Source organism: Pseudomonas sp. MWU16-30322 (assembly GCF_020515535.1).
In the GTDB taxonomy this organism is placed as follows: domain Bacteria; phylum Pseudomonadota; class Gammaproteobacteria; order Pseudomonadales; family Pseudomonadaceae; genus Aquipseudomonas; species Aquipseudomonas fluorescens_H.
Map to the genome: position 1 here is coordinate 107,759 of NZ_JAIWYL010000005.1, position 19,249 is coordinate 127,007.

Sequence of the window (19,249 nt, forward strand, 5' to 3'; positions counted from 1 at the left end):
CCGACGTGAGCACAAGGGCTCACACACCACTCAACTTTGAACATCGGAGGTTCAAATGTCGGTACACACCATGGAAACCCTCAGCCTGTTTAACAGCGAACCCTACCGGCGCGCCTTTGGTGCCCGAGTCATCGCAGTGGTCGATCAGGCCGTCGTGCTGGAACACACCCTTTTCTACCCAACCGGTGGCGGGCAACCGGGTGACACCGGGCATTTCAGTCTGGTGGATGGCACGCGGATCGAAGTCACCGGAACGGTGCGCGATCCCCTGCTGCCGTCGATCATCTGGCATCAAGTGCAGGAGTGCCCGCCGCAGCTGTGTACCGGCGCATTGGTCAACGCCAGCCTCGACTGGGAGCGGCGCTATCAGCACATGAAGATGCATACCTGCCTGCATCTGCTCGGTGCGCTGATCAATGCGCCGGTCACCGGGTGCAGCATCAGCGCCGACAAGGGCCGACTGGATTTCGATCTGCCGGAAATGACCCTCGACAAGGACAGCATCACCCGCGACCTCAACGCGCTGATCGAACAGGCCTGCACGGTCAATACCCTGTCGATGCCGGCCGCCGAGTACCCCGCCTTGCTGGAGAGGACCGGCAGCAAGACGGTCAAGCCGCCCGTCATTCAGGGTGACTTGCGCATGGTCGAGGTCAGCGGCGTCGACATCCAGCCCTGTGGCGGCACCCATGTGCACAACACCCGGGAAATCGGCCGGGTGTATTGCGAAAAAATCGAGAAGAAAAGCCGCAACAATCGCCGGGTAATCCTGCGTTTCGCGTAGGCAGACGGGCATTTACCGGATGAAAATTTCTTCACTTAAAACAGACACTGTCTTTACGTCTTTGTAACATCTGGAAATATACAATTCGCGCAAGCAGCGCATCCGGTTCCCAAACCGGATGCGCCAGCCCTCCTGGCCTGATGAATTCAGCGGGCCCGCAACATTCACCTCCCACTTGAACCTGAAGAACGAGCATCCGCTCATTCTCGGTGGGTCGTGCAGACAGAAGCTACGCTCAGACTGCCGCGCCCCTTTGGACACCGCTGGAATCACTGCGTATGAAGAAAGTGTTCCGTCACTACATCCCGGCCACGACCCGGCGCTTGCTGCCCAATCGCTGGGACCTGATCGCCATGCCGCTGGTGATCGGCTTCTTGTTGTTTTTCTCGATCACCGCCCGGGAAACCTGGGCACCGATCGCCACCTTGCAGAGCGAGGTGATTTCCCTCGACCCGAGCAACCTGCCTGAATACGCCATGCGCACCACCCTGCGCATGCTCGCGGCGATGGTCGCGGCACTGGTGTTCACCCTGCTTTACGGCACCCTGGCCGCGAAAAGCCGGCGCGCCGAAAAACTGCTGGTGCCGGTGCTGGACATCCTGCAATCGGTGCCGGTCCTGGGCTACATCTCGTTCACCGTGACCTTTTTTCTGCTGTTGTTTCCCGGCCGGGTACTCGGGGCGGAATTTGCTGCGATCTTCGCCATTTTCACCAGTCAGGCGTGGAACATGACGTTCAGCTTCTATCAGTCGCTGCGCATGCTGCCGCGGGATCTGGTGGAGGTGTCGACCAACCTGCAACTGTCCGGCTGGCAGAGTTTCTGGAAACTCGACGTGCCTTTTGCCATGCCCGGGCTGGTGTGGAACATGATGATGAGCATGTCCGGCGGCTGGTTCTTCGTGGTGGCGTCGGAAGCAATCACGGTGGGGGACCAGACCATCACCCTGCCGGGTATCGGCTCGTATCTGGCTATGGCCATCGCGCAGAAAGACCTGCACGCGGTGGGTTACGTGATCCTGACGATGATCGTGGTGATCCTGATCTACGACCAGTTCCTGTTCCGCCCGCTGGTGGCCTGGGCCGACAAGTTCCGCATGGAAAACACCGCCTCGCAGACCGCCGCGCCCGAATCCTGGGTACTGAACCTGATCCAGCGCACCCGCTTGATCCAGCGCCTGCTGCGCCCGTTCAGCCGCGCCATCAGCCGGCTGGGCAACATGCGCTTGAACCTGCCGCGTGCGGCGCGCCACACCCTCAGCGCGGACAACCCGAGCAGATCGAAAATGATCGACTGGATCTGGGGCACCTTGATCGCGCTGCTGACGGCTTATGCGCTTTATCACATCGTCCTGTATGTCGGCACAGAAGTGACGCTCGCCGAGGTCGGCCATGTATTGCTGCTGGGGTTCTTTACCTTGCTGCGAGTGGCCGGTCTGATTCTCATTGCTTCGCTGATCTGGGTGCCGCTGGGAGTGATGATCGGCCTGCGTCCGGCGCTGGCGGAAAAGATCCAGCCGCTGGCGCAGTTCCTCGCGGCGTTTCCGGCGAACCTGCTGTTCCCGGTATTCGTCATCGTGATCCTGCGCTACCAGTTGAACCCGGACATCTGGCTCAGCCCGCTGATCGTGCTCGGCACGCAGTGGTACATCCTGTTCAACGTGATCGCCGGGGCCAGCGCCTTCCCCAATGACTACAAGGAGGCCGCCGCCAACTTCCGCATTCGCGGCTGGTTGTGGTGGCGCAAGGTCATGCTGCCGGGCATTTTCCCGTACTACGTGACCGGCGCCATTACCGCCTCGGGCGGTGCGTGGAACGCCAGTATCGTTTCCGAATTCGTCTCCTGGGGGCAGGACAAAGTCGTTGCCCACGGTCTCGGGGCCTATATCGCCCAGACCACCGCCGCCGGAGATTTTCCGAAAATCACCCTCGGCGTGGTGGTCATGGCGATCTTTGTCGTGGCCTTCAATCGTCTGGTCTGGCGACCGATGTACGCCGTGGCCGAAAACAAACTGCGCCTGAACTGATGGGACTCGCTGCGATGAATACCTATACCGAACAAACCGCCGCCAGCCCCGAAATCTACTCGCTCAGCGATGTGAACCGGGTGTTTGGCAAGGGCAAGGAAGAACTGCAAGTGCTCAGCGGGGTCGATCTGACCCTGCGCGAAGGCGAGATCGTCGGCATGCTCGGGCGCTCCGGCTCCGGCAAATCCACCTTGCTGCGGATCATTGCCGGCCTGATCGAACCGTCATCGGGCGATGTCCTGTACAACGGCCAGCCGCTGCACGGCCCGGCCGAAGGTGTGGCGATGGTGTTCCAGACCTTTGCCCTGTTCCCGTGGCTGACGGTGCTGGAAAACGTCGAGGCCGGCCTGCAAGCCTTGCAGGTCGAACGCAAGGCTGCGCGTAAACGGGCGCTGGCGGCGATCGACCTGATCGGCCTCGACGGTTTCGAAAACGCCTACCCGCGCGAGTTGTCCGGCGGCATGCGCCAGCGCGTGGGCTTCGCGCGCGCGCTGGTGGTCAACCCGACCCTGTTGCTGATGGACGAACCCTTTTCGGCACTGGACGTACTGACCGCCGAAACCCTGCGCACGGATCTGCTGGACCTGTGGAGCGGCAAGCAACTGCCGATCAAATCGATCCTGATCGTCACCCACAACATCGAAGAAGCGGTGCTGATGTGCGACCGCATTCTGGTGTTGTCGTCCAACCCGGGTCGGGTGGTGGCGGAAATCAAAGTGCCGTTCGCCCATCCACGCAACCGCCTGGATCCGGCTTTCCGGCAGATGGTCGACGACATTTACGCGCAGATGACTGACCGGCGCAGCGCCGATGCCAGCGTCGGCAAGCCCGAGCTGAAAATGAGCAGTCCGCTGCCTGAGGTCTCGACCAACCTGATGGCCGGTCTGATCGAAACCATCGCCGCCGAACCCTACAACGGCCACGCCGGCCTGCCCACCGTGGCTGAACGGCGTCTGCTGGAAGTCGATGACCTGTTCCCCGTGGCCGAGATGATCGAGCACCTCGGTTTCGCTGAACTCAAAGGCGCCGACATCACCCTGACCGACGCCGGCAAACTGTTCGCCGACTACGGCACCCAGGAACGCAAAACCCTGTTCGCCGAACACCTGATTCGCCACGTACCGCTGGCCGCGCGCATCCGTCAGGTGCTGCTGGAGCGCAATGGTCACCGCGCGCCACGGGTGCGTTTCGAGCAGGAACTGCAGGACTCGCTGACCGAAGCGTTCGTCGAGAGAACCCTGGAAGTGGTGATCGCCTGGGGTCGTTATGCGGAGATTTTCTCCTACGACGACCACACCGAAACCTTCAGCCTGGAGGATGTCGAGGGCAGCCTGTAGCCCGCGACACCTCTGGCGTTGGCCTAGATCACGAACAGGTCGACGAAGCGATTGACCGGCGTGGCTTCGAGCGCTTGCTGATCCTTGCACAGGGTGAAGATCTCGTTGCTGCGCTGGCCGGTGAAACGCGTCGCCAGGTTGGCCTTGAACTTGTCCTCCAGCAACGGGATGCCATCGGCGCGGCGGCGACGGTGGCCGATCGGGTATTCCACCACCACGTTCTCGGTGCTCGATCCGTCCTTGAAAAACACCTGCACCGCGTTGGCAATCGAGCGCTTGTCGGCCTCCAGATACTCGCGGGTGAAACACGGGTCTTCGACGATGACCATCTTCTCGCGCAACACATCGATGATCGGGTGCGCGGCGTGGAAATCGTCCTCGTATTGCTCGGCCACCAGATTGCCGAACGCCAGCGGCACGGCGGTCATATACTGAAGGCAGTGGTCGCGGTCGGCAGCGTTGGCCAGCGGCCCGACCTTGGAAATGATGCGAATCGCCGACTCATGGGTGGTGATGACGATGCGGTCGATTTCATGCAAGCGGTTGCGCACCAACGGATGCAGGGTCACCGCCGCTTCGCAGGCCGTTTGCGCGTGGAACTCGGCGGGGAAGCTGATCTTGAACAGCACGTTTTCCATCACGTAACTGCCGTAGGGCCGTGAGAAACTGAAGGCACGTTTGCCTTCGGGCTTGAGCGCCAGATCATTGTTGGTGTGGCTGAACGACACGTCATAGAAGCCCCACTGCCTGGCCGTCAACACCCCGGGAATACCCATCTCGCCACGCAGGGCGATGTCGGCCAGACGCACGCCACGACTGGTCGCATCCCCCGCCGCCCATGACTTGCGCGACCCGGCGTTCGGCGCATGGCGATAGGTGCGCAGCGCCTGACCATCGGCAAACGCATGGGACAACGCCGACAGCAACTGCTCGCGATTGGCGCCCATCAGTTTGGCGGTGACGGCGGTCGAAGCGACTTTCACCAGCAGCACGTGGTCGAGGCCGACGCGATTGAAGGAATTTTCCAGCGCGATCACGCCTTGAATTTCGTGGGCCATGATCATCGCTTCAAGTACATCGCGAATCGTCAGCGGTTTCTCACCATTGGCAACGCGTTTTTGCGACAGGTGATCGGCCACCGCGAGAATTCCGCCAAGGTTGTCCGACGGATGCCCCCACTCGGCGGCGAGCCAGGTGTCGTTGTAGTCGAGCCAGCGCACGATGCAGCCGATGTCCCACGCGGCTTTCACCGGGTCGAGGCGATAGGAAGTGCCCGGCACCCGCGCCCCGAACGGCACCACGGTGCCTTCGACCAGAGGGCCAAGGTGTTTGGTGCATTCGGGAAAACGCAGCGCCAGCAAGCCACAACCGAGGGTGTCCATCAGGCAGTTGCGGGCAGTGTCGAGGGCTTCGGCAGATTCGATGTTGAAGGTGAGGACGTAATCGGCGATGTCCTGCAGGACACGGTCGTAGTCTGGGCGGTTGTTCAGGTCGACGTTGGCGCTCATGTTCGATTCACTCTTGCAGTGGTTCGTTGATGGGACCTCGGTTCAGGACTAATTTTTCTTATGATTGAAATGCAATTCACTGTGGGAGATGTCAGGTTGCAATTATCCACTGTGGGAGCGGGCTTGCTCGCGAAGGCGTCGTGTCAGTCGACATCTCTATTGCCTGATACTCCGCTTTCGCGAGCAAGCCCGCTCCCACAGTTTTTGGTCGGTGTAGTGTCAGAAAGTATCGCTTGGCACACGAGCATTACTTTGCGGATTGATTATCCCGGTTGAAATGCAATCCATTGTGGGAGCGGGCTTGCTCGCGAAGGCGTCGTGTCAGTCGATATCTCTGTTGCCTGATACGCCGCTTTCGCGAGCAAGCCCGCTCCCACAGTTTTGGTCGGTGTAGTGTCAGAAAGTATCGCCTGGCACACGTGCACTACTTCGCGGATTGATTATCCCGGTTGAAATGCAATCCATTGTGGGAGCGGGCTTGCTCGCGAAGGCGTCGTGTCAGTCGACATCTCTATTGCCTGCTACTCCGCTTTCGCGAGCAAGCCCGCTCCCACAGTTTTGTTCGGTGTAGTGTCAGAAAGTATCGCCTGGCACACGAGCATTACTTTGCGGATTGATTATCCCGGTTGAAATGCAATCCACTGTGGGAGCGGGCTTGCTCGCGAATGCGTCGTGTCAGTCGATATCTCTGTTGCCTGATACGCCGCTTTCGCGAGCAAGCCCGCTCCCACAGTTTTTGGTCGGTGTAGTGTCAGAAAGTATCGCCTGGCACACGAGCATTACTTTGCGGATTGATTATCCCGGTTGAAATGCAATCCAGTGTGGGAGCGGGCTTGCTCGCGAAGGCGTCGTGTCAGTCGACATCTCTATTGCCTGATACGCCGCTTTCGCGAGCAAGCCCGCTCCCACAGTTTTGTTCGGTGTTGGGTCAGAAGGCGTCGCCGGGGATGCGTACGTAGCCTTCCATGAGGACGCGTGCACTGCGGCTCATGATGGCTTTTTTCACCACCCACTCATCGTGTTCCAGGCTGGCCTCGGCGCCTACGCGCAGCGTCCCGGACGGATGGCCGAAGCGCACCGCGTTGCGCTCGACACCGCCCGCCGCGAGATTCACCAGAGTCCCGGAGATCGCTGCCGCCGTGCCGATTGCCACCGCCGCCGTGCCCATCATCGCGTGGTGCAATTTGCCCATCGACAATGCGCGCACCAGCAGATCCACATCGCCGGCGGCAATCGCCTTGCCGCTGGACGCCACGTAATCCGCAGGTTTGGCGACGAACGCGACTTTCGGCGTGTGCTGTCGCTTGGCCGCTTCGTCCAGATTCGCAATCAGCCCCATGCGCAATGCACCGTAGGCGCGGATGGTTTCGAACATCTGCAGCGCTTTCGGATCGCTGTTGATCGCGCTCTGAAGCTCGGTGCCGGTGTAGCCGATGTCTGCGGCGTTGACGAAAATCGTCGGAATCCCGGCGTTGATCATGGTCGCCTGGAACGTGCCGACACCCGGCACTTCCAGCTCGTCGATCAGGTTACCGGTGGGGAACATCGAACCGCCGCCGCCCTCTTCTTCCGCTGCCGGATCCATGAACTCCAGTTGCACTTCGGCGGCCGGAAAGGTCACGCCGTCGAGTTCGAAATCACCGGTTTCCTGCACTTCGCCGTTAGTGATCGGCACGTGGGCGATGATGGTCTTGCCGATGTTGGCCTGCCATACGCGCACCACCGCCACACCGTTGTGCGGAATGCGACTGGCATCCACCAGACCGTTGCTGATGGCGAACGAACCGACCGCCGCCGAGAGGTTGCCGCAATTGCCGCTCCAGTCCACGAACGGCTTGTCGATGGAGACCTGACCGAACAGGTAATCGACGTCGTGATCGGCCTTGCTGCTTTTCGACAGGATCACGGTTTTGCTGGTGCTCGAAGTGGCGCCGCCCATGCCGTCGATCTGTTTGTCGTAGGGGTCGGGGCTGCCGATCACCCGCAGCAGCAAGGCATCGCGGGCCGGGCCGGGAGTCTGCGCGGCTTCGGGCAGATCCTTGAGACTGAAGAACACGCCTTTGCTGGTGCCGCCGCGCATGTAGGTGGCGGGGATTTTGATCTGCGGTGCGAAATTAGCTGCGTGAACCATGGTTGCTCCTCAAAGGACCAAGGGACCCAATCATCCCTTGGTCGCTTAACTTGTTTTATACGGCAACCGCCGACTCTTCGAGGAAGTCCTGGGCGAAGCGCTGCAACACGCCGCCGGCCTCGTAGATCGAAACTTCTTCAGCGGTATCCAGGCGGCAGGTCACCGGCACTTCAACGCGCTCGCCGTTCTTGCGGTGGATCACCAGCGTCAGGTCGGCGCGCGGGGTGCGGGCGCCGATCACGTCGTAGGTTTCGCTGCCGTCGATGGCCAGCGTGTGGCGATCTGAGCCCGGTTTGAACTCCAGCGGCAATACGCCCATGCCCACCAGATTGGTGCGGTGGATACGCTCGAAACCTTCGGCGACGATCGCTTCGACGCCCGCCAGCCGCACGCCCTTGGCCGCCCAGTCGCGGGACGAACCCTGCCCGTAGTCGGCGCCGGCAATGATGATCAGCGGCTGCTTGCGCTCCATGTAGGTTTCGATGGCTTCCCACATGCGCATCACCTGGCCTTCCGGCTCGACCCGCGCCAGCGAACCCTGTTTGACCTTGCCGTTTTCCTGGACCATTTCGTTGAACAGTTTCGGGTTGGCGAAGGTTGCACGCTGCGCGGTCAAGTGGTCGCCACGGTGTGTGGCATACGAGTTGAAGTCCTCTTCCGGCAGGCCCATTTTCGCCAGATATTCACCGGCGGCGCTGTCGAGCATGATCGCGTTCGAGGGCGACAGGTGATCGGTGGTGATGTTGTCCGGCAGCACCGCCAGCGGGCGCATCCCCTTCAGCGGCCGCGCGCCGGCCAGCGCACCTTCCCAATACGGCGGACGGCGGATGTAGGTACTCATCTCGCGCCAGTCGTACAGCGGCGTGACTTTCGGGCCGGTGTCTTCGTGGACGGCGAACATCGGAATGTAGACCTGACGGAACTGCTCAGGCTTCACCGACGACTTCACCTCCGCATCGATTTCTTCGTCGCTCGGCCAGATGTCTTTCAGGCGGATTTCCTTGCCGTCGACCACGCCCAGCACATCTTTCTCGATGTCGAAACGGATGGTCCCGGCGATGGCGTACGCGACCACCAGCGGCGGCGACGCGAGGAACGCCTGTTTGGCGTACGGGTGAATGCGGCCGTCGAAGTTGCGGTTGCCGGAAAGCACGGCAGTCGCATACAGATCGCGGTCGATGATCTCTTGCTGAATCACCGGATCGAGGGCGCCGGACATGCCATTGCAGGTGGTGCAGGCAAACGCGACGACGCCGAAACCAAGTTGCTCCAGCTCGGTGGTCAGCCCCGCTTCATCGAGGTACAGCGCCACGGTTTTCGAACCCGGCGCCAGCGAGGATTTGACCCACGGCTTGCGGGTCAGGCCAAGCTTGTTGGCATTGCGCGCCAAGAGGCCTGCGGCGATCACGTTGCGCGGGTTGCTGGTGTTGGTGCAACTGGTGATGGCGGCGATGATCACCGCGCCGTCGGGCATCTGCCCCGGTACGTCATCCCACTGCCCGGAGATGCCTTTGGCCGCCAGATCCGACACCGCGACGCGTGCATGCGGGTTGCTCGGGCCGGCCATGTTGCGCACCACCGAAGACAAATCGAAGGTCAGGCCGCGCTCGTATTGCGCGCCTTTCAGGCTATCGGCCCACAGGCCGTTGAGCTTGGCGTACTGCTCGACGAGCTGCACTTGCTGGTCTTCGCGACCGGTGAGTTTCAGGTAGTCGATGGTCTGCTGGTCGATGTAGAACATCGCGGCGGTGGCGCCGTATTCCGGGGCCATGTTGGAGATGGTCGCGCGGTCGCCGAGGGTCAGTGCGGACGCGCCTTCGCCGAAGAACTCCAGCCAGGCGCCGACGACTTTCTGTTTGCGCAGGTATTCGGTCAGCGCCAGCACCATGTCGGTGGCGGTGATGCCCGGTTGCAGCTTGCCGGTCAGTTCGACGCCGACACTTTCCGGCAGGCGCATCCACGAGGCGCGGCCGAGCATCACGCTCTCGGCTTCGAGGCCACCCACACCGATGGCGATCACGCCCAACGCATCGACGTGCGGGGTGTGGCTATCGGTGCCGACGCAGGTGTCGGGGAATGCCACGCCGTCGCGCACCTGGATCACCGGAGACATTTTCTCCAGGTTGATCTGGTGCATGATGCCGTTGCCTGGCGGGATCACGTCGACGTTCTTGAAGGCTTTTTTGGTCCAGTTGATGAAGTGGAAACGGTCTTCGTTACGCCGGTCTTCGATGGCGCGGTTCTTCTCGAACGCCTGCTTGTCGAAACCGCCCGCTTCTACCGCCAGCGAGTGGTCGACGATCAGTTGCGTCGGCACCACCGGGTTGACCTGCGCCGGGTCACCGCCCTGCAGGGCGATTGCGTCACGCAGGCCGGCGAGGTCGACCAGTGCGGTCTGGCCGAGAATGTCGTGGCACACCACGCGCGCCGGGAACCACGGGAAGTCGAGGTCGCGCTTGCGCTCGATCAGCTGTTTCAGCGAATCGGTGAGCGTGGCCGGGTCGCACCGACGCACAAGGTTTTCCGCCAGCACGCGGGAGGTATACGGCAGGGTGTCGTAGCTGCCGGGCTGAATCGCCTCGACCGCCGCACGGACGTCGAAATAATCCAGGGAACTGCCGGGCAGGTTTTTGCGGAATTCTGTGTTCATCGGGTCAGGACTCGGGTCACGGTAGTTTCAAAGGGTGGGGCCGACACCGGCACTGAAGTGGACTCGGTCAACTGTGGGAGGGGGCTTGCTCCCGAAGGCGGAGTGTCATTCAACGGATTTGTCGACTGATACACCGCATTCGCGAGCAAGCCCGCTCCCACATTGGTTCCCGGTTTATCCAGTTACCCGGGTGGCAGGTCCACCATTCAGCGACGTTCGATTGGCACGAACTTGCGCTGCTCAACGCCGATGTACTCGGCGCTTGGACGGATGATGCGGTTGTTGGCGCGCTGTTCGAACACATGCGCGGCCCAGCCGGTCAGGCGCGAGCAGACGAAGATCGGCGTGAACAGCTTGGTCGGGATGCCCATGAAGTGGTACGCCGAGGCATGGTAGAAGTCGGCATTGGGGAACAGTTTCTTCTGCTCCCACATGGTCTTGTCGATGGCTTCGGAAACCGGAAACAACACCTTGTCACCGACTTCGTCAGCGAGCTTTTTCGACCAGCCCTTGATCACCTCGTTACGCGGATCGCTGTCCTTATAGATCGCGTGGCCGAAGCCCATGATCTTGTCCTTGCGCTCGAGCATGCCGAGGGTGCCTTTGATCGCCTCTTCCGGCGACGAGAAGCGCTCGATCATTTCCATCGCCGCTTCGTTGGCGCCGCCATGCAGCGGGCCGCGCAGCGAGCCGATGGCCGCCGTGACGCAGGAATACAGGTCGGACAGGGTCGATGCACAAACCCGCGCGGTGAAGGTCGAGGCGTTGAATTCGTGTTCGGCGTAAAGAATCAGCGACACGTTCATCACTTTGACGTGCAGTTCGCTCGGCTTCTTGTCGTGCAATAAGTGCAGGAAGTGGCCGCCGATGGTTGGCTCGTCGCTGACGCAGTTGATGCGCTTGCCGTCGTGGCTGAAGCGATACCAGTAGCACATGATCGCCGGGAATGCGGCCAGCAGACGGTCAGTCTTGTCGCGCTGTTCGGAGAAGTCTTTCTCCGGCTCGAGGTTGCCGAGGAACGAGCAACCGGTGCGCATCACGTCCATCGGATGGGCGTCGGCGGGGATGCGTTCGAGCACTTCTTTCAGTGCTTGCGGCAGGTCGCGCAGCTTGCTCAGCTTTTGCTGGTAAGCGTCGAGTTGTGCCTGGGTCGGCAGTTCGCCGTACAGCAACAGGTACGCCACCTCTTCGAACTGCGCGTCTGCTGCCAGTTCACGTACGTCGTAGCCGCGATAGGTCAGCCCGGCACCGGCCTGGCCCACGGTGGACAGTGCGGTTTGCCCGGCAACCTGGCCCCGGAGCCCGGCGCCACTGAGTACTTTTGCTTCGGCCATTGCTGTCTCCAATTTTCTTGAATTTGTAGGGGAAACGTGTGGGAGCGGGCTTGCTCGCGAAAGCGCTGGATCAGTCGACATCAATGTTGGATATCAGTCCGTCTTCGCGAGCAAGCCCGCTCCCACAGGGTTTAATTCAGCCTTTCTTCTGTGCAAACAACGCATCGAGCTTCTGCTCGAAGGTGTGGTAGTCGATGCGATCGTAAAGCTCCATGCGCGTCTGCATGGTGTCGATGACATTCTGCTGGGTGCCGTCGCGGCGGATCGCGGTGTAGACGTTTTCCGCAGCCTTGTTCATTGCGCGGAACGCCGACAGCGGGTACAGCACCAGCGACACGTCGGCGGCGGCCAGTTGCTCGGTGGTGTACAGCGGCGTCGAGCCGAACTCGGTGATGTTGGCGAGGATCGGCGCCTTGACCCGGTTGGCGAACAGCTTGTACATCTCAAGTTCAGTGATGGCTTCCGGGAAGATCATGTCGGCGCCGGCCTCGATGCACGCCGCGGCGCGATCCAGTGCCGATTCCAGACCTTCAACCGCCAGCGCGTCAGTCCGCGCCATGATCACGAAGCTGTCGTCGGTGCGGGCATCGACCGCGGCCTTGATGCGGTCGACCATTTCCTGCTGGGTGACGATTTCCTTGTTCGGACGGTGGCCGCAGCGCTTCGCGCCGACCTGGTCTTCGATGTGAATCGCCGCGGCGCCGAACTTGATCATCGACTTCACGGTGCGCGCCACGTTGAACGCCGAGGCGCCGAAACCGGTGTCGACGTCCACCAGCAGCGGCAAGTCGCAGACGTCGGTGATGCGCCGCACGTCGGTCAGCACGTCATCCAGGCCGGTGATGCCCAGGTCCGGCACGCCGAGGGAACCTGCGGCCACCCCGCCACCGGACAAGTAGATCGCCTTGAACCCGGCGCGCTTGGCCAGCAGCGCGTGGTTGGCGTTGATCGCGCCGACCACCTGCAATGGATGCTCGCTGGCGACCGCATCGCGGAAACGCTGGCCTGGAGTGTTCTGCTTGGAACTCATGACTCACCTCGTTCAGTGGCTGTCTTATTGTCGGCGCCGTCCTGGTAATGACGGGCGATGTTGCGTTTCGAGGCGCCGATGTGACGGCGCATCAACAATTCCGCGAGTTCGCCGTCACGGTCGGCGATGGCATCGAGAATCCGGTGGTGTTCGGCGAAGGCCTGACGCGGCCGGTTCGGCGTGGTGGAAAACTGGATGCGGTACATGCGCACCAGTTGGTACAGCTCGCCGCAGAGCATCTGGGTCAGGGTGCGGTTGCCGCTGCCCTGAATGATTCGGTAGTGAAAGTCGAAATCGCCTTCCTGCTGGTAGTAGCCGACACCGGCCTGGAACGCGGCGTCGCGCTCGTGGGTTTCCAGCACCCGGCGCAATTCGTCGATGTCTTCGACGCTCATGCGCTCGGCCGCCAGCCGACAGGCCATGCCTTCAAGGGATTCGCGAATTTCGTAGAGTTCGAGCAATTCGGCGTGACTGAGCGACACCACCCGCGCGCCGACATGCGGTACGCGCACCAGCAGACGCTGGCCTTCGAGTCGGTGGATGGCTTCGCGCAACGGTCCGCGACTGATGCCGTAGGTGCGCGCCAGCTCGGGCTCGGAGATCTTGCTGCCCGGGGCAATCTCGCCCTTGACGATGGCCGCCTGGATGCGCCGGAAGACGTTTTCCGAGAGTGTCTCGGAATCGTCGCCGCTGATGACCGGGGGATCGAGTTGATCCAGCATATTGTCGACACCTTTAAATCCAATGCGGCAAAAACTAGCCAATTCGCCCACATCAGTCAAAGGATAAATACGCATTGTCGACAATCGTCTAATAAGCCTCCCTGACTACCCCAAGGGTTATAGACCGGTGCGGGCGCTGGCGCCATAAAACCACCGTGCTAGAATGCCGCCCGCATTTGCTGGCCTTTTGTACGGCTTGTCATAAAAAGCTGATAGGCACACGAAGGAGCTTGCGCAGTTTTGCCAGGAACCTGAACCGAAAACGGAACGCTGCGCACCAGGATTTATGAGACTCAAGCCCTTCCCCACATTTTTTGCGCTGTTTTGCCTGCCCGGCCTCGCCGCGGCGGGGGAAAAAACCGTGTACGGCCTCAACGAATATGCGGCGCTTGACGGCATCAATCTGGAAGTCGCGGCCAAACTCGACACCGGCGCCAAGACCGCCTCGCTGAGTGCCCGCGACATCAAGCGCTTCAAACGTAACGGCGAGTCCTGGGTGCGTTTCTACCTGGCGATCGACGCTGCGCATTCGCACCCGATCGAGCGGCCGCTGGCCCGCGTCAGCAAGATCAAGCGCCGCGCCGGCGACTACGACCCGGAAGAAGGCAAGCAATACACGGCCCGCCCGGTGATCGAACTGGATATCTGCATGGGCACGGCGCTGCGCAGCATCGAAGTGAACCTGACCGACCGTAGTGCGTTCCAATACCCGCTTTTGATCGGCTCCGAAGCGCTGAAACGCTTCGATGCGCTGGTCGACCCCAGTCTTAAATACGCTGCCGGCAAACCCGCCTGCACCATCGCCGCTCATACCGCCGAGTAATTTCCATGCGTTCTCTAACCTTCCACCTGAAAATCCTGATCACCATTCTGGTGCTCCTGGGCGTTTCGGTTACGGCCTATCAGATTTTCGTGCTCGGCATTCCGGTGACCGAAGACGCCACCGACGACCTGTGGAACATCGACGCCAAAGTCGAGTTCGTCGCCAGTACCAAGGATCCGGTGAAGGTCCAGATGTTCGTGCCGCCCCTGAGCCGCGATTACGTCAGCCTCAACGAAAGCTTTATCTCCAATAATTACGGCGTGGCGGTCAACCGCGTCGACGGCAACCGCAAGGTCACCTGGTCGGCGCGCCGGGCCAAGGGCAACCAGACCCTTTATTACCGTCTGGTGCTGACCAAGCGCTACACCGCGGAAAAATCCAAGATCAAAGGCCCGACCTTCCGCGACAGCATCGCCATCGAAGGCCCGGAAAAAATCGCCGCCGAAGCCTTGCTCGCGCCGATCCGCCAGCACTCGGCCGACGTCGAAACCTTCATCGGCGAGGCGATCAAACGCGTCAACAACGCCAACGATGACAACGTCAAACTGCTGCTGGCCGGCGACCCGTCGACCGCGCACAAAGCGAAAATCGTCGAGCTGCTGCTGTCCATCGCTCATGTGCCGGTGGAAAAAGTCCACACCATCCGCCTCGTCGCCGATCAACCGCAAACCCCGGAACTGTGGCTGCGCAGCTTCAACGGCAACGACTGGCTGTACTTCAACCCGGAAACCGGCGAACAAGGCCTGCCGACCGACCGCCTGCTGTGGTGGACCGGTGATGAAAACCTGATCACCATCGAGGGCGCGAAGAAAGCCAACGTGACCTTCAGCCTGAACAACAGCGAGATGAACGCGATTCGTCTGGCCAAGCTGACCGACGAAAACACTGACGCCAACTTCCTCGAATACTCGCTGTATGGCCTGCCGCTGCAGACCCAGCAGACGTTCATGATCATGGTGATGATCCCGATCGGCGTGCTGGTGATCCTGATCCTGCGTAACCTGATCGGCCTGCAGACCCTCGGCACGTTCACCCCGGTGCTGATCGCCCTGGCCTTCCGCGAAACGCAATTGGGCTTCGGCATCCTGCTGTTTACCGTGATCACCGCGCTGGGCCTGTCATTACGTTCGTACCTGGAACACCTGAAGCTGCAAATGCTGCCGCGTCTGTCGGTGGTGTTGACCTTCGTGGTGGTGCTGATTGCCGCCATCAGTCTGTTCAGCCACAAGCTTGGTCTGGAGCGCGGTCTGTCGGTGGCGCTGTTCCCGATGGTGATTCTGACCATGACCATCGAACGCCTGTCGATCACCTGGGAAGAACGCGGCGCCAGCCATGCCCTGAAAGTGGCGATTGGCACCCTGTTCGCCGCCTCGCTGGCGCACCTGATCATGACCGTGCCGGAGCTGGTGTACTTCGTGTTCACTTTCCCGGCGATCCTGCTGATTCTGGTGGGTTTCATGCTGGCGATGGGTCGCTATCGCGGTTATCGCCTGACCGAACTCGTGCGTTTCAAGGCTTTCCTGAAGAAGGCTGACGCCTGATGTTCGGTTTCTGGAAGACCTGGAAGGCGCTGGAAGCCCGAGGCATCATGGGCATCAATCGGCGTAACGCCGACTACGTGCTCAAGTACAACAAGCGCAGTCTGTACCCGATCGTCGATGACAAGATCATCACCAAGGAACGCGCTATCGCTGCCGGCATTCACGTGCCGGAGCTGTACGGCGTGATCTCCACGGAGAAGGAAATCGACAAGCTCGACGCGATCATCGGCGGGCACAACGACTTCGTGATCAAGCCCGCCCAGGGCGCCGGCGGTGACGGCATCATCGTCATCGCCGACCGCTTCGAGGGCCGCTATCGCACGGTCTCGGGCAAGATCCTCGCCCACGAAGAACTCGAGCACCACATCTCGAGCATCCTCACCGGCCTGTATTCGCTGGGCGGTCACCGTGACCGCGCACTGATCGAATACCGGGTGACCCCGGATCAGATCTTCAAGAGCATCAGCTACGAAGGCGTGCCGGACATCCGCATCATCGTGCTGATGGGCTACCCGGTGATGGCCATGCTGCGCCTGCCGACCCGTCAGTCCGGCGGCAAGGCCAACCTGCACCAGGGCGCCATCGGTGTCGGTGTCGATCTGGCCACCGGCCTGACCCTGCGCGGTACCTGGCTGAACAACATCATCAACAAACACCCCGACACCACCAACGCGGTGGACGGCGTGCAACTGCCCTACTGGGACGGTTTCATGAAACTCGCCGCCGGCTGTTATGAGCTGTGCGGGCTGGGTTACATCGGCGTGGACATGGTACTGGACCAGGAAAAAGGCCCGCTGATTCTCGAGCTGAATGCGCGACCGGGGCTGAATATCCAGATTGCCAACGATTGCGGGCTGACCCAGCGTACGCACGCGGTCGAGGCGCATCTGGAAGCGCTGAAGGCGCTAGGTGTGACCGAGTCGGTCGAGGAACGGGTGGCGTTTACTCAGGAAATGTTTGGGCATATCCCGGCGGTCGAGGGCTGATCAGGCACCGAGGCGCGGCCATCGCGAGCAGGCTCACTCCTACAGGGGAACGCATTCCAAATTGTAGGAGTGAGCCTGCTCGCGATAGCGGACTTACCGCCACCACAAGACTCAACCCTGCCCCCAATCTGCTCATCCCCGACATCCCCTCTAGGAGCAATCCCCCCAGAGGACTACAATCCCCACCCCGCCTCGATGGCCGATCTGCCCCGCCCATGTTGACCTGTTCCCTACACCCGCTGCCCTACCGCGCCAACCCCGCCGACTACTTCGCGGCCATCCGCCATGCGCCCGGCGCCGTGCTGCTCGACAGCGGCCGGCCGAGTGCCGACCGTGGCCGTTATGACCTGCTCAGCGCCTGGCCGCTGGCGCAACTGGCGGTGTTGCCCGACGAAAGCGGCAGCCTGTTCCTGCAACGCCTGCGGGATAATCTGAGCCGTCTGGGCGAAGCGCAACTGCCTGCGGAATATGAACTGCCGTTCGCCGGCGGCCTGATCGGCTATCTGAGCTACGACTTCGGTCGGCATCTGGAACACCTGCCGAGCCAGGCTCGGGATGATCTGCAATTGCCCGACGCGCGGTTCGGTCTGTACGACTGGGCGCTGATCAGCGATCACCAGACCGCCACCAGCCAACTGGTATTTCACCCGTCACTGGCCGCCAGCGAACGGCAACGGCTGATCGCGCTGTTCAGCCAGCCGACCTCAGCGACGCTGACGCCGTTCAAGCTGAACACGCCGATGACCGCCGACCTGTCGGCCGATGACTATCGCCAGGCGCTGGAACGCATTCATCAATACATTCAGGCCGGCGACTGCTATCAGGTCAACTTCGCCCAGCGTTTCCGTGCGCCGTGTCAAGGCGACCCGTGGCTGGCCTATTGCGCGTTGCGCGAGGCCTGCCCGACGCCGTTTTCCGGCTTCCAGAGCCTGCCAGACGGCGACGCGGTGTTGAGTTTGTCGCCGGAGCGTTTCGTCAAAGTCAGCCAACGACAAGTGGAAACCCGCCCGATCAAGGGCACCCGCTCGCGTGGCCTGACGCCCGCCGAAGACGCGGCCAACGCCGCCGAACTGCTGGCCAGCCCCAAGGATCGCGCGGAAAACCTGATGATCGTCGATCTGCTGCGCAACGACCTCGGCCGCACTTGTCGCATCGGCTCGGTGCGGGTGCCGGAGCTGTTCAGTCTGGAAAGCTATCCGAATGTGCATCACCTGGTCAGCAGCGTGACCGGTGAACTGGCCGAGGATCGCGACGCACTGGATCTGATCGCCGGCAGCTTCCCCGGTGGCTCGATCACCGGCGCACCGAAGATTCGCGCGATGCAGATCATCGACGAACTGGAACCGACCCGGCGCGGGTTGTATTGCGGCTCGTTGCTTTATCTGGACGTACGCGGCGAGATGGACAGCTCCATCGCGATTCGCAGTCTGTTGGTCAAGGATGGGCAGGTGTGCTGCTGGGGTGGCGGAGGGATTGTCGCCGATTCGGACTGGCAGGCGGAGTATCAGGAGTCGATTACCAAGGTCAAAGTTCTGCTCGACACCCTGCAAAACCTATAAGTTTTTGTGGCGAGGGAGCTTGCTCCCGCTGGAGTGCGAAGCGCTCCCCAAAATCTTACGACTGCTGCGCAGCCGAGCGGGAGCAAGCTCCCTCGCCACAATGTTGTAATTACAAACTCAAATCCCGGTTCGAGGCCTTGAGGAATTCCTGCTTCAGCTCGGCAAAGCTGTGCACCGCCGGAAACTGCGGGAACTCGCGAATCACGTTGTCCGGCGCATGGAACAGAATCCCCGCATCCGCCTCGCCCAGCATGCTCGTATCGTTATACGAATCGCCCGCCGCAATCACTCGGTAATACAGGCTCTTGAACGCCAGCACCGACTGACGCTTGGGATCTTTCTGACGCAATTGATAGCTGGTGACCCGGCCGCTGTCGTCAGTGATCAGGCGATGGCAAAGCAAGGTCGGGAAACCCAGTTGACGCATCAGCGGCTGGGAAAATTCGTAGAAAGTGTCCGAGAGAATCACCACCTGGAAGCGCTCGCGCAGCCAGTCAACGAATTCCACCGCGCCGTCCAGCGGCTTGAGGGTGGCGATCACTTCCTGAATGTCCGAAAGCTTCAGGCCATGCTCGTCGAGGATGCGCAGACGCTGCTTCATCAACACGTCGTAATCGGGAATGTCCCGGGTGGTGGCCTTGAGGGATTCGATTCCGGTTTTTTCGGCAAAGGCGATCCAGATTTCCGGTACCAGTACCCCTTCAAGATCCAGGCAAGCAATTTCCACAAGACACTCCCGTTTGTAGTGATTATTGAGTCGAGCGAGCCCGAACTCTAGCGACTCCCCCGCGACCACGCAACGCAGCAGGCACACTCTACC

General features: G+C 61.2%; 14 protein-coding genes and 1 pseudogene. 8 read left to right on the plus strand and 7 right to left on the minus strand.

The genetic code is table 11. The features are described from left to right. Positions 1–55 precede the first annotated feature (55 nt). From LCH64_RS11500 to LCH64_RS11510, 3 genes are all read left to right on the plus strand, one after another. Entirely contained in the window at positions 56–784 is a 729-nt protein-coding gene (locus tag LCH64_RS11500) for an alanyl-tRNA editing protein (protein WP_003223279.1), read from the plus strand. Positions 785–1,062: 278 nt separating this feature from the next. Next, on the plus strand, positions 1,063–2,808 hold the full coding sequence (locus tag LCH64_RS11505) for an ABC transporter permease subunit (protein ID WP_103521145.1): 1,746 nt from the start codon (positions 1,063–1,065) through the stop codon (positions 2,806–2,808). Between the two features lie 14 nt (positions 2,809–2,822). Beyond that, complete coding sequence (locus LCH64_RS11510) at positions 2,823–4,145, plus strand: nitrate/sulfonate/bicarbonate ABC transporter ATP-binding protein (RefSeq protein WP_103484626.1); 1,323 nt, start codon at positions 2,823–2,825, stop codon at positions 4,143–4,145. A gap of 23 nt (positions 4,146–4,168) precedes the next feature. On the opposite strand, the gene prpD is transcribed toward LCH64_RS11510, so the two are convergent. Further along, positions 4,169–5,653, minus strand: coding sequence for a 2-methylcitrate dehydratase (gene prpD, locus LCH64_RS11515; protein WP_226500319.1), 1,485 nt, complete (start codon positions 5,651–5,653; stop codon positions 4,169–4,171). 809 nt (positions 5,654–6,462) lie between these two features. Between prpD and LCH64_RS11520 the strand changes: the two are divergent. Further along, positions 6,463–6,564: pseudogene (locus LCH64_RS11520) on the plus strand (metal ABC transporter ATP-binding protein); the annotation flags it as partial. 17 nt (positions 6,565–6,581) lie between these two features. On the opposite strand, the gene prpF reads toward LCH64_RS11520, so the two are convergent. The 5 genes from prpF to LCH64_RS11545 form a co-directional block, all read right to left on the minus strand. Continuing rightward, positions 6,582–7,784, minus strand: coding sequence for a 2-methylaconitate cis-trans isomerase PrpF (gene prpF, locus LCH64_RS11525; RefSeq protein WP_226500320.1), 1,203 nt, complete (start codon positions 7,782–7,784; stop codon positions 6,582–6,584). 55 nt (positions 7,785–7,839) lie between these two features. Further along, a complete protein-coding gene (acnD, locus tag LCH64_RS11530; protein ID WP_226500321.1) occupies positions 7,840–10,434 on the minus strand; it encodes a Fe/S-dependent 2-methylisocitrate dehydratase AcnD in 2,595 nt (864 codons plus the stop codon). A gap of 206 nt (positions 10,435–10,640) precedes the next feature. Next, on the minus strand, positions 10,641–11,768 hold the full coding sequence (prpC, locus tag LCH64_RS11535; protein ID WP_003223270.1) for a 2-methylcitrate synthase: 1,128 nt from the start codon (positions 11,766–11,768) through the stop codon (positions 10,641–10,643). A gap of 136 nt (positions 11,769–11,904) precedes the next feature. Further along, positions 11,905–12,798 carry a methylisocitrate lyase gene (gene prpB / locus LCH64_RS11540; protein WP_226500322.1) on the minus strand — a complete coding sequence of 298 codons (894 nt, stop codon included), beginning with the start codon at positions 12,796–12,798 and terminating at the stop codon, positions 11,905–11,907. After that, positions 12,795–13,517 carry a GntR family transcriptional regulator gene (locus tag LCH64_RS11545; RefSeq protein ID WP_174377155.1) on the minus strand — a complete coding sequence of 241 codons (723 nt, stop codon included), beginning with the start codon at positions 13,515–13,517 and terminating at the stop codon, positions 12,795–12,797. The genes prpB and LCH64_RS11545 overlap by 4 nt, the downstream gene beginning before the upstream one ends. 289 nt (positions 13,518–13,806) lie before the next feature. Between LCH64_RS11545 and LCH64_RS11550 the strand changes: the two genes are divergently transcribed. From LCH64_RS11550 to pabB, 4 genes are all read left to right on the plus strand, one after another. Next, positions 13,807–14,343, plus strand: coding sequence for an ATP-dependent zinc protease (locus tag LCH64_RS11550; protein WP_226500323.1), 537 nt, complete (start codon positions 13,807–13,809; stop codon positions 14,341–14,343). A 5-nt stretch (positions 14,344–14,348) separates the two neighbouring features. Next, positions 14,349–15,884, plus strand: a complete 1,536-nt coding sequence (locus LCH64_RS11555) for an inactive transglutaminase family protein (protein ID WP_226500324.1) — start codon at positions 14,349–14,351, stop codon at positions 15,882–15,884. Further along, positions 15,884–16,870 (plus strand): alpha-L-glutamate ligase-like protein, encoded by a 987-nt coding sequence (locus LCH64_RS11560; RefSeq protein ID WP_226500325.1) that lies wholly within the window; start codon positions 15,884–15,886, stop codon positions 16,868–16,870. Before LCH64_RS11555 ends, LCH64_RS11560 begins: the two co-directional genes overlap by 1 nt. 215 nt (positions 16,871–17,085) lie before the next feature. Next, the gene (gene pabB / locus LCH64_RS11565) at positions 17,086–18,429 is read left to right on the plus strand and encodes an aminodeoxychorismate synthase component I (protein ID WP_226500326.1); all 1,344 of its coding nucleotides are present in this window, start codon (positions 17,086–17,088) and stop codon (positions 18,427–18,429) included. A gap of 109 nt (positions 18,430–18,538) precedes the next feature. On the opposite strand, the gene thrH is transcribed toward pabB, so the two are convergent. Next, positions 18,539–19,156: a bifunctional phosphoserine phosphatase/homoserine phosphotransferase ThrH gene (thrH, locus tag LCH64_RS11570; RefSeq protein WP_003223261.1), complete on the minus strand. Its 618-nt coding sequence runs from the start codon at positions 19,154–19,156 to the stop codon at positions 18,539–18,541. Positions 19,157–19,249 lie beyond the last annotated feature (93 nt).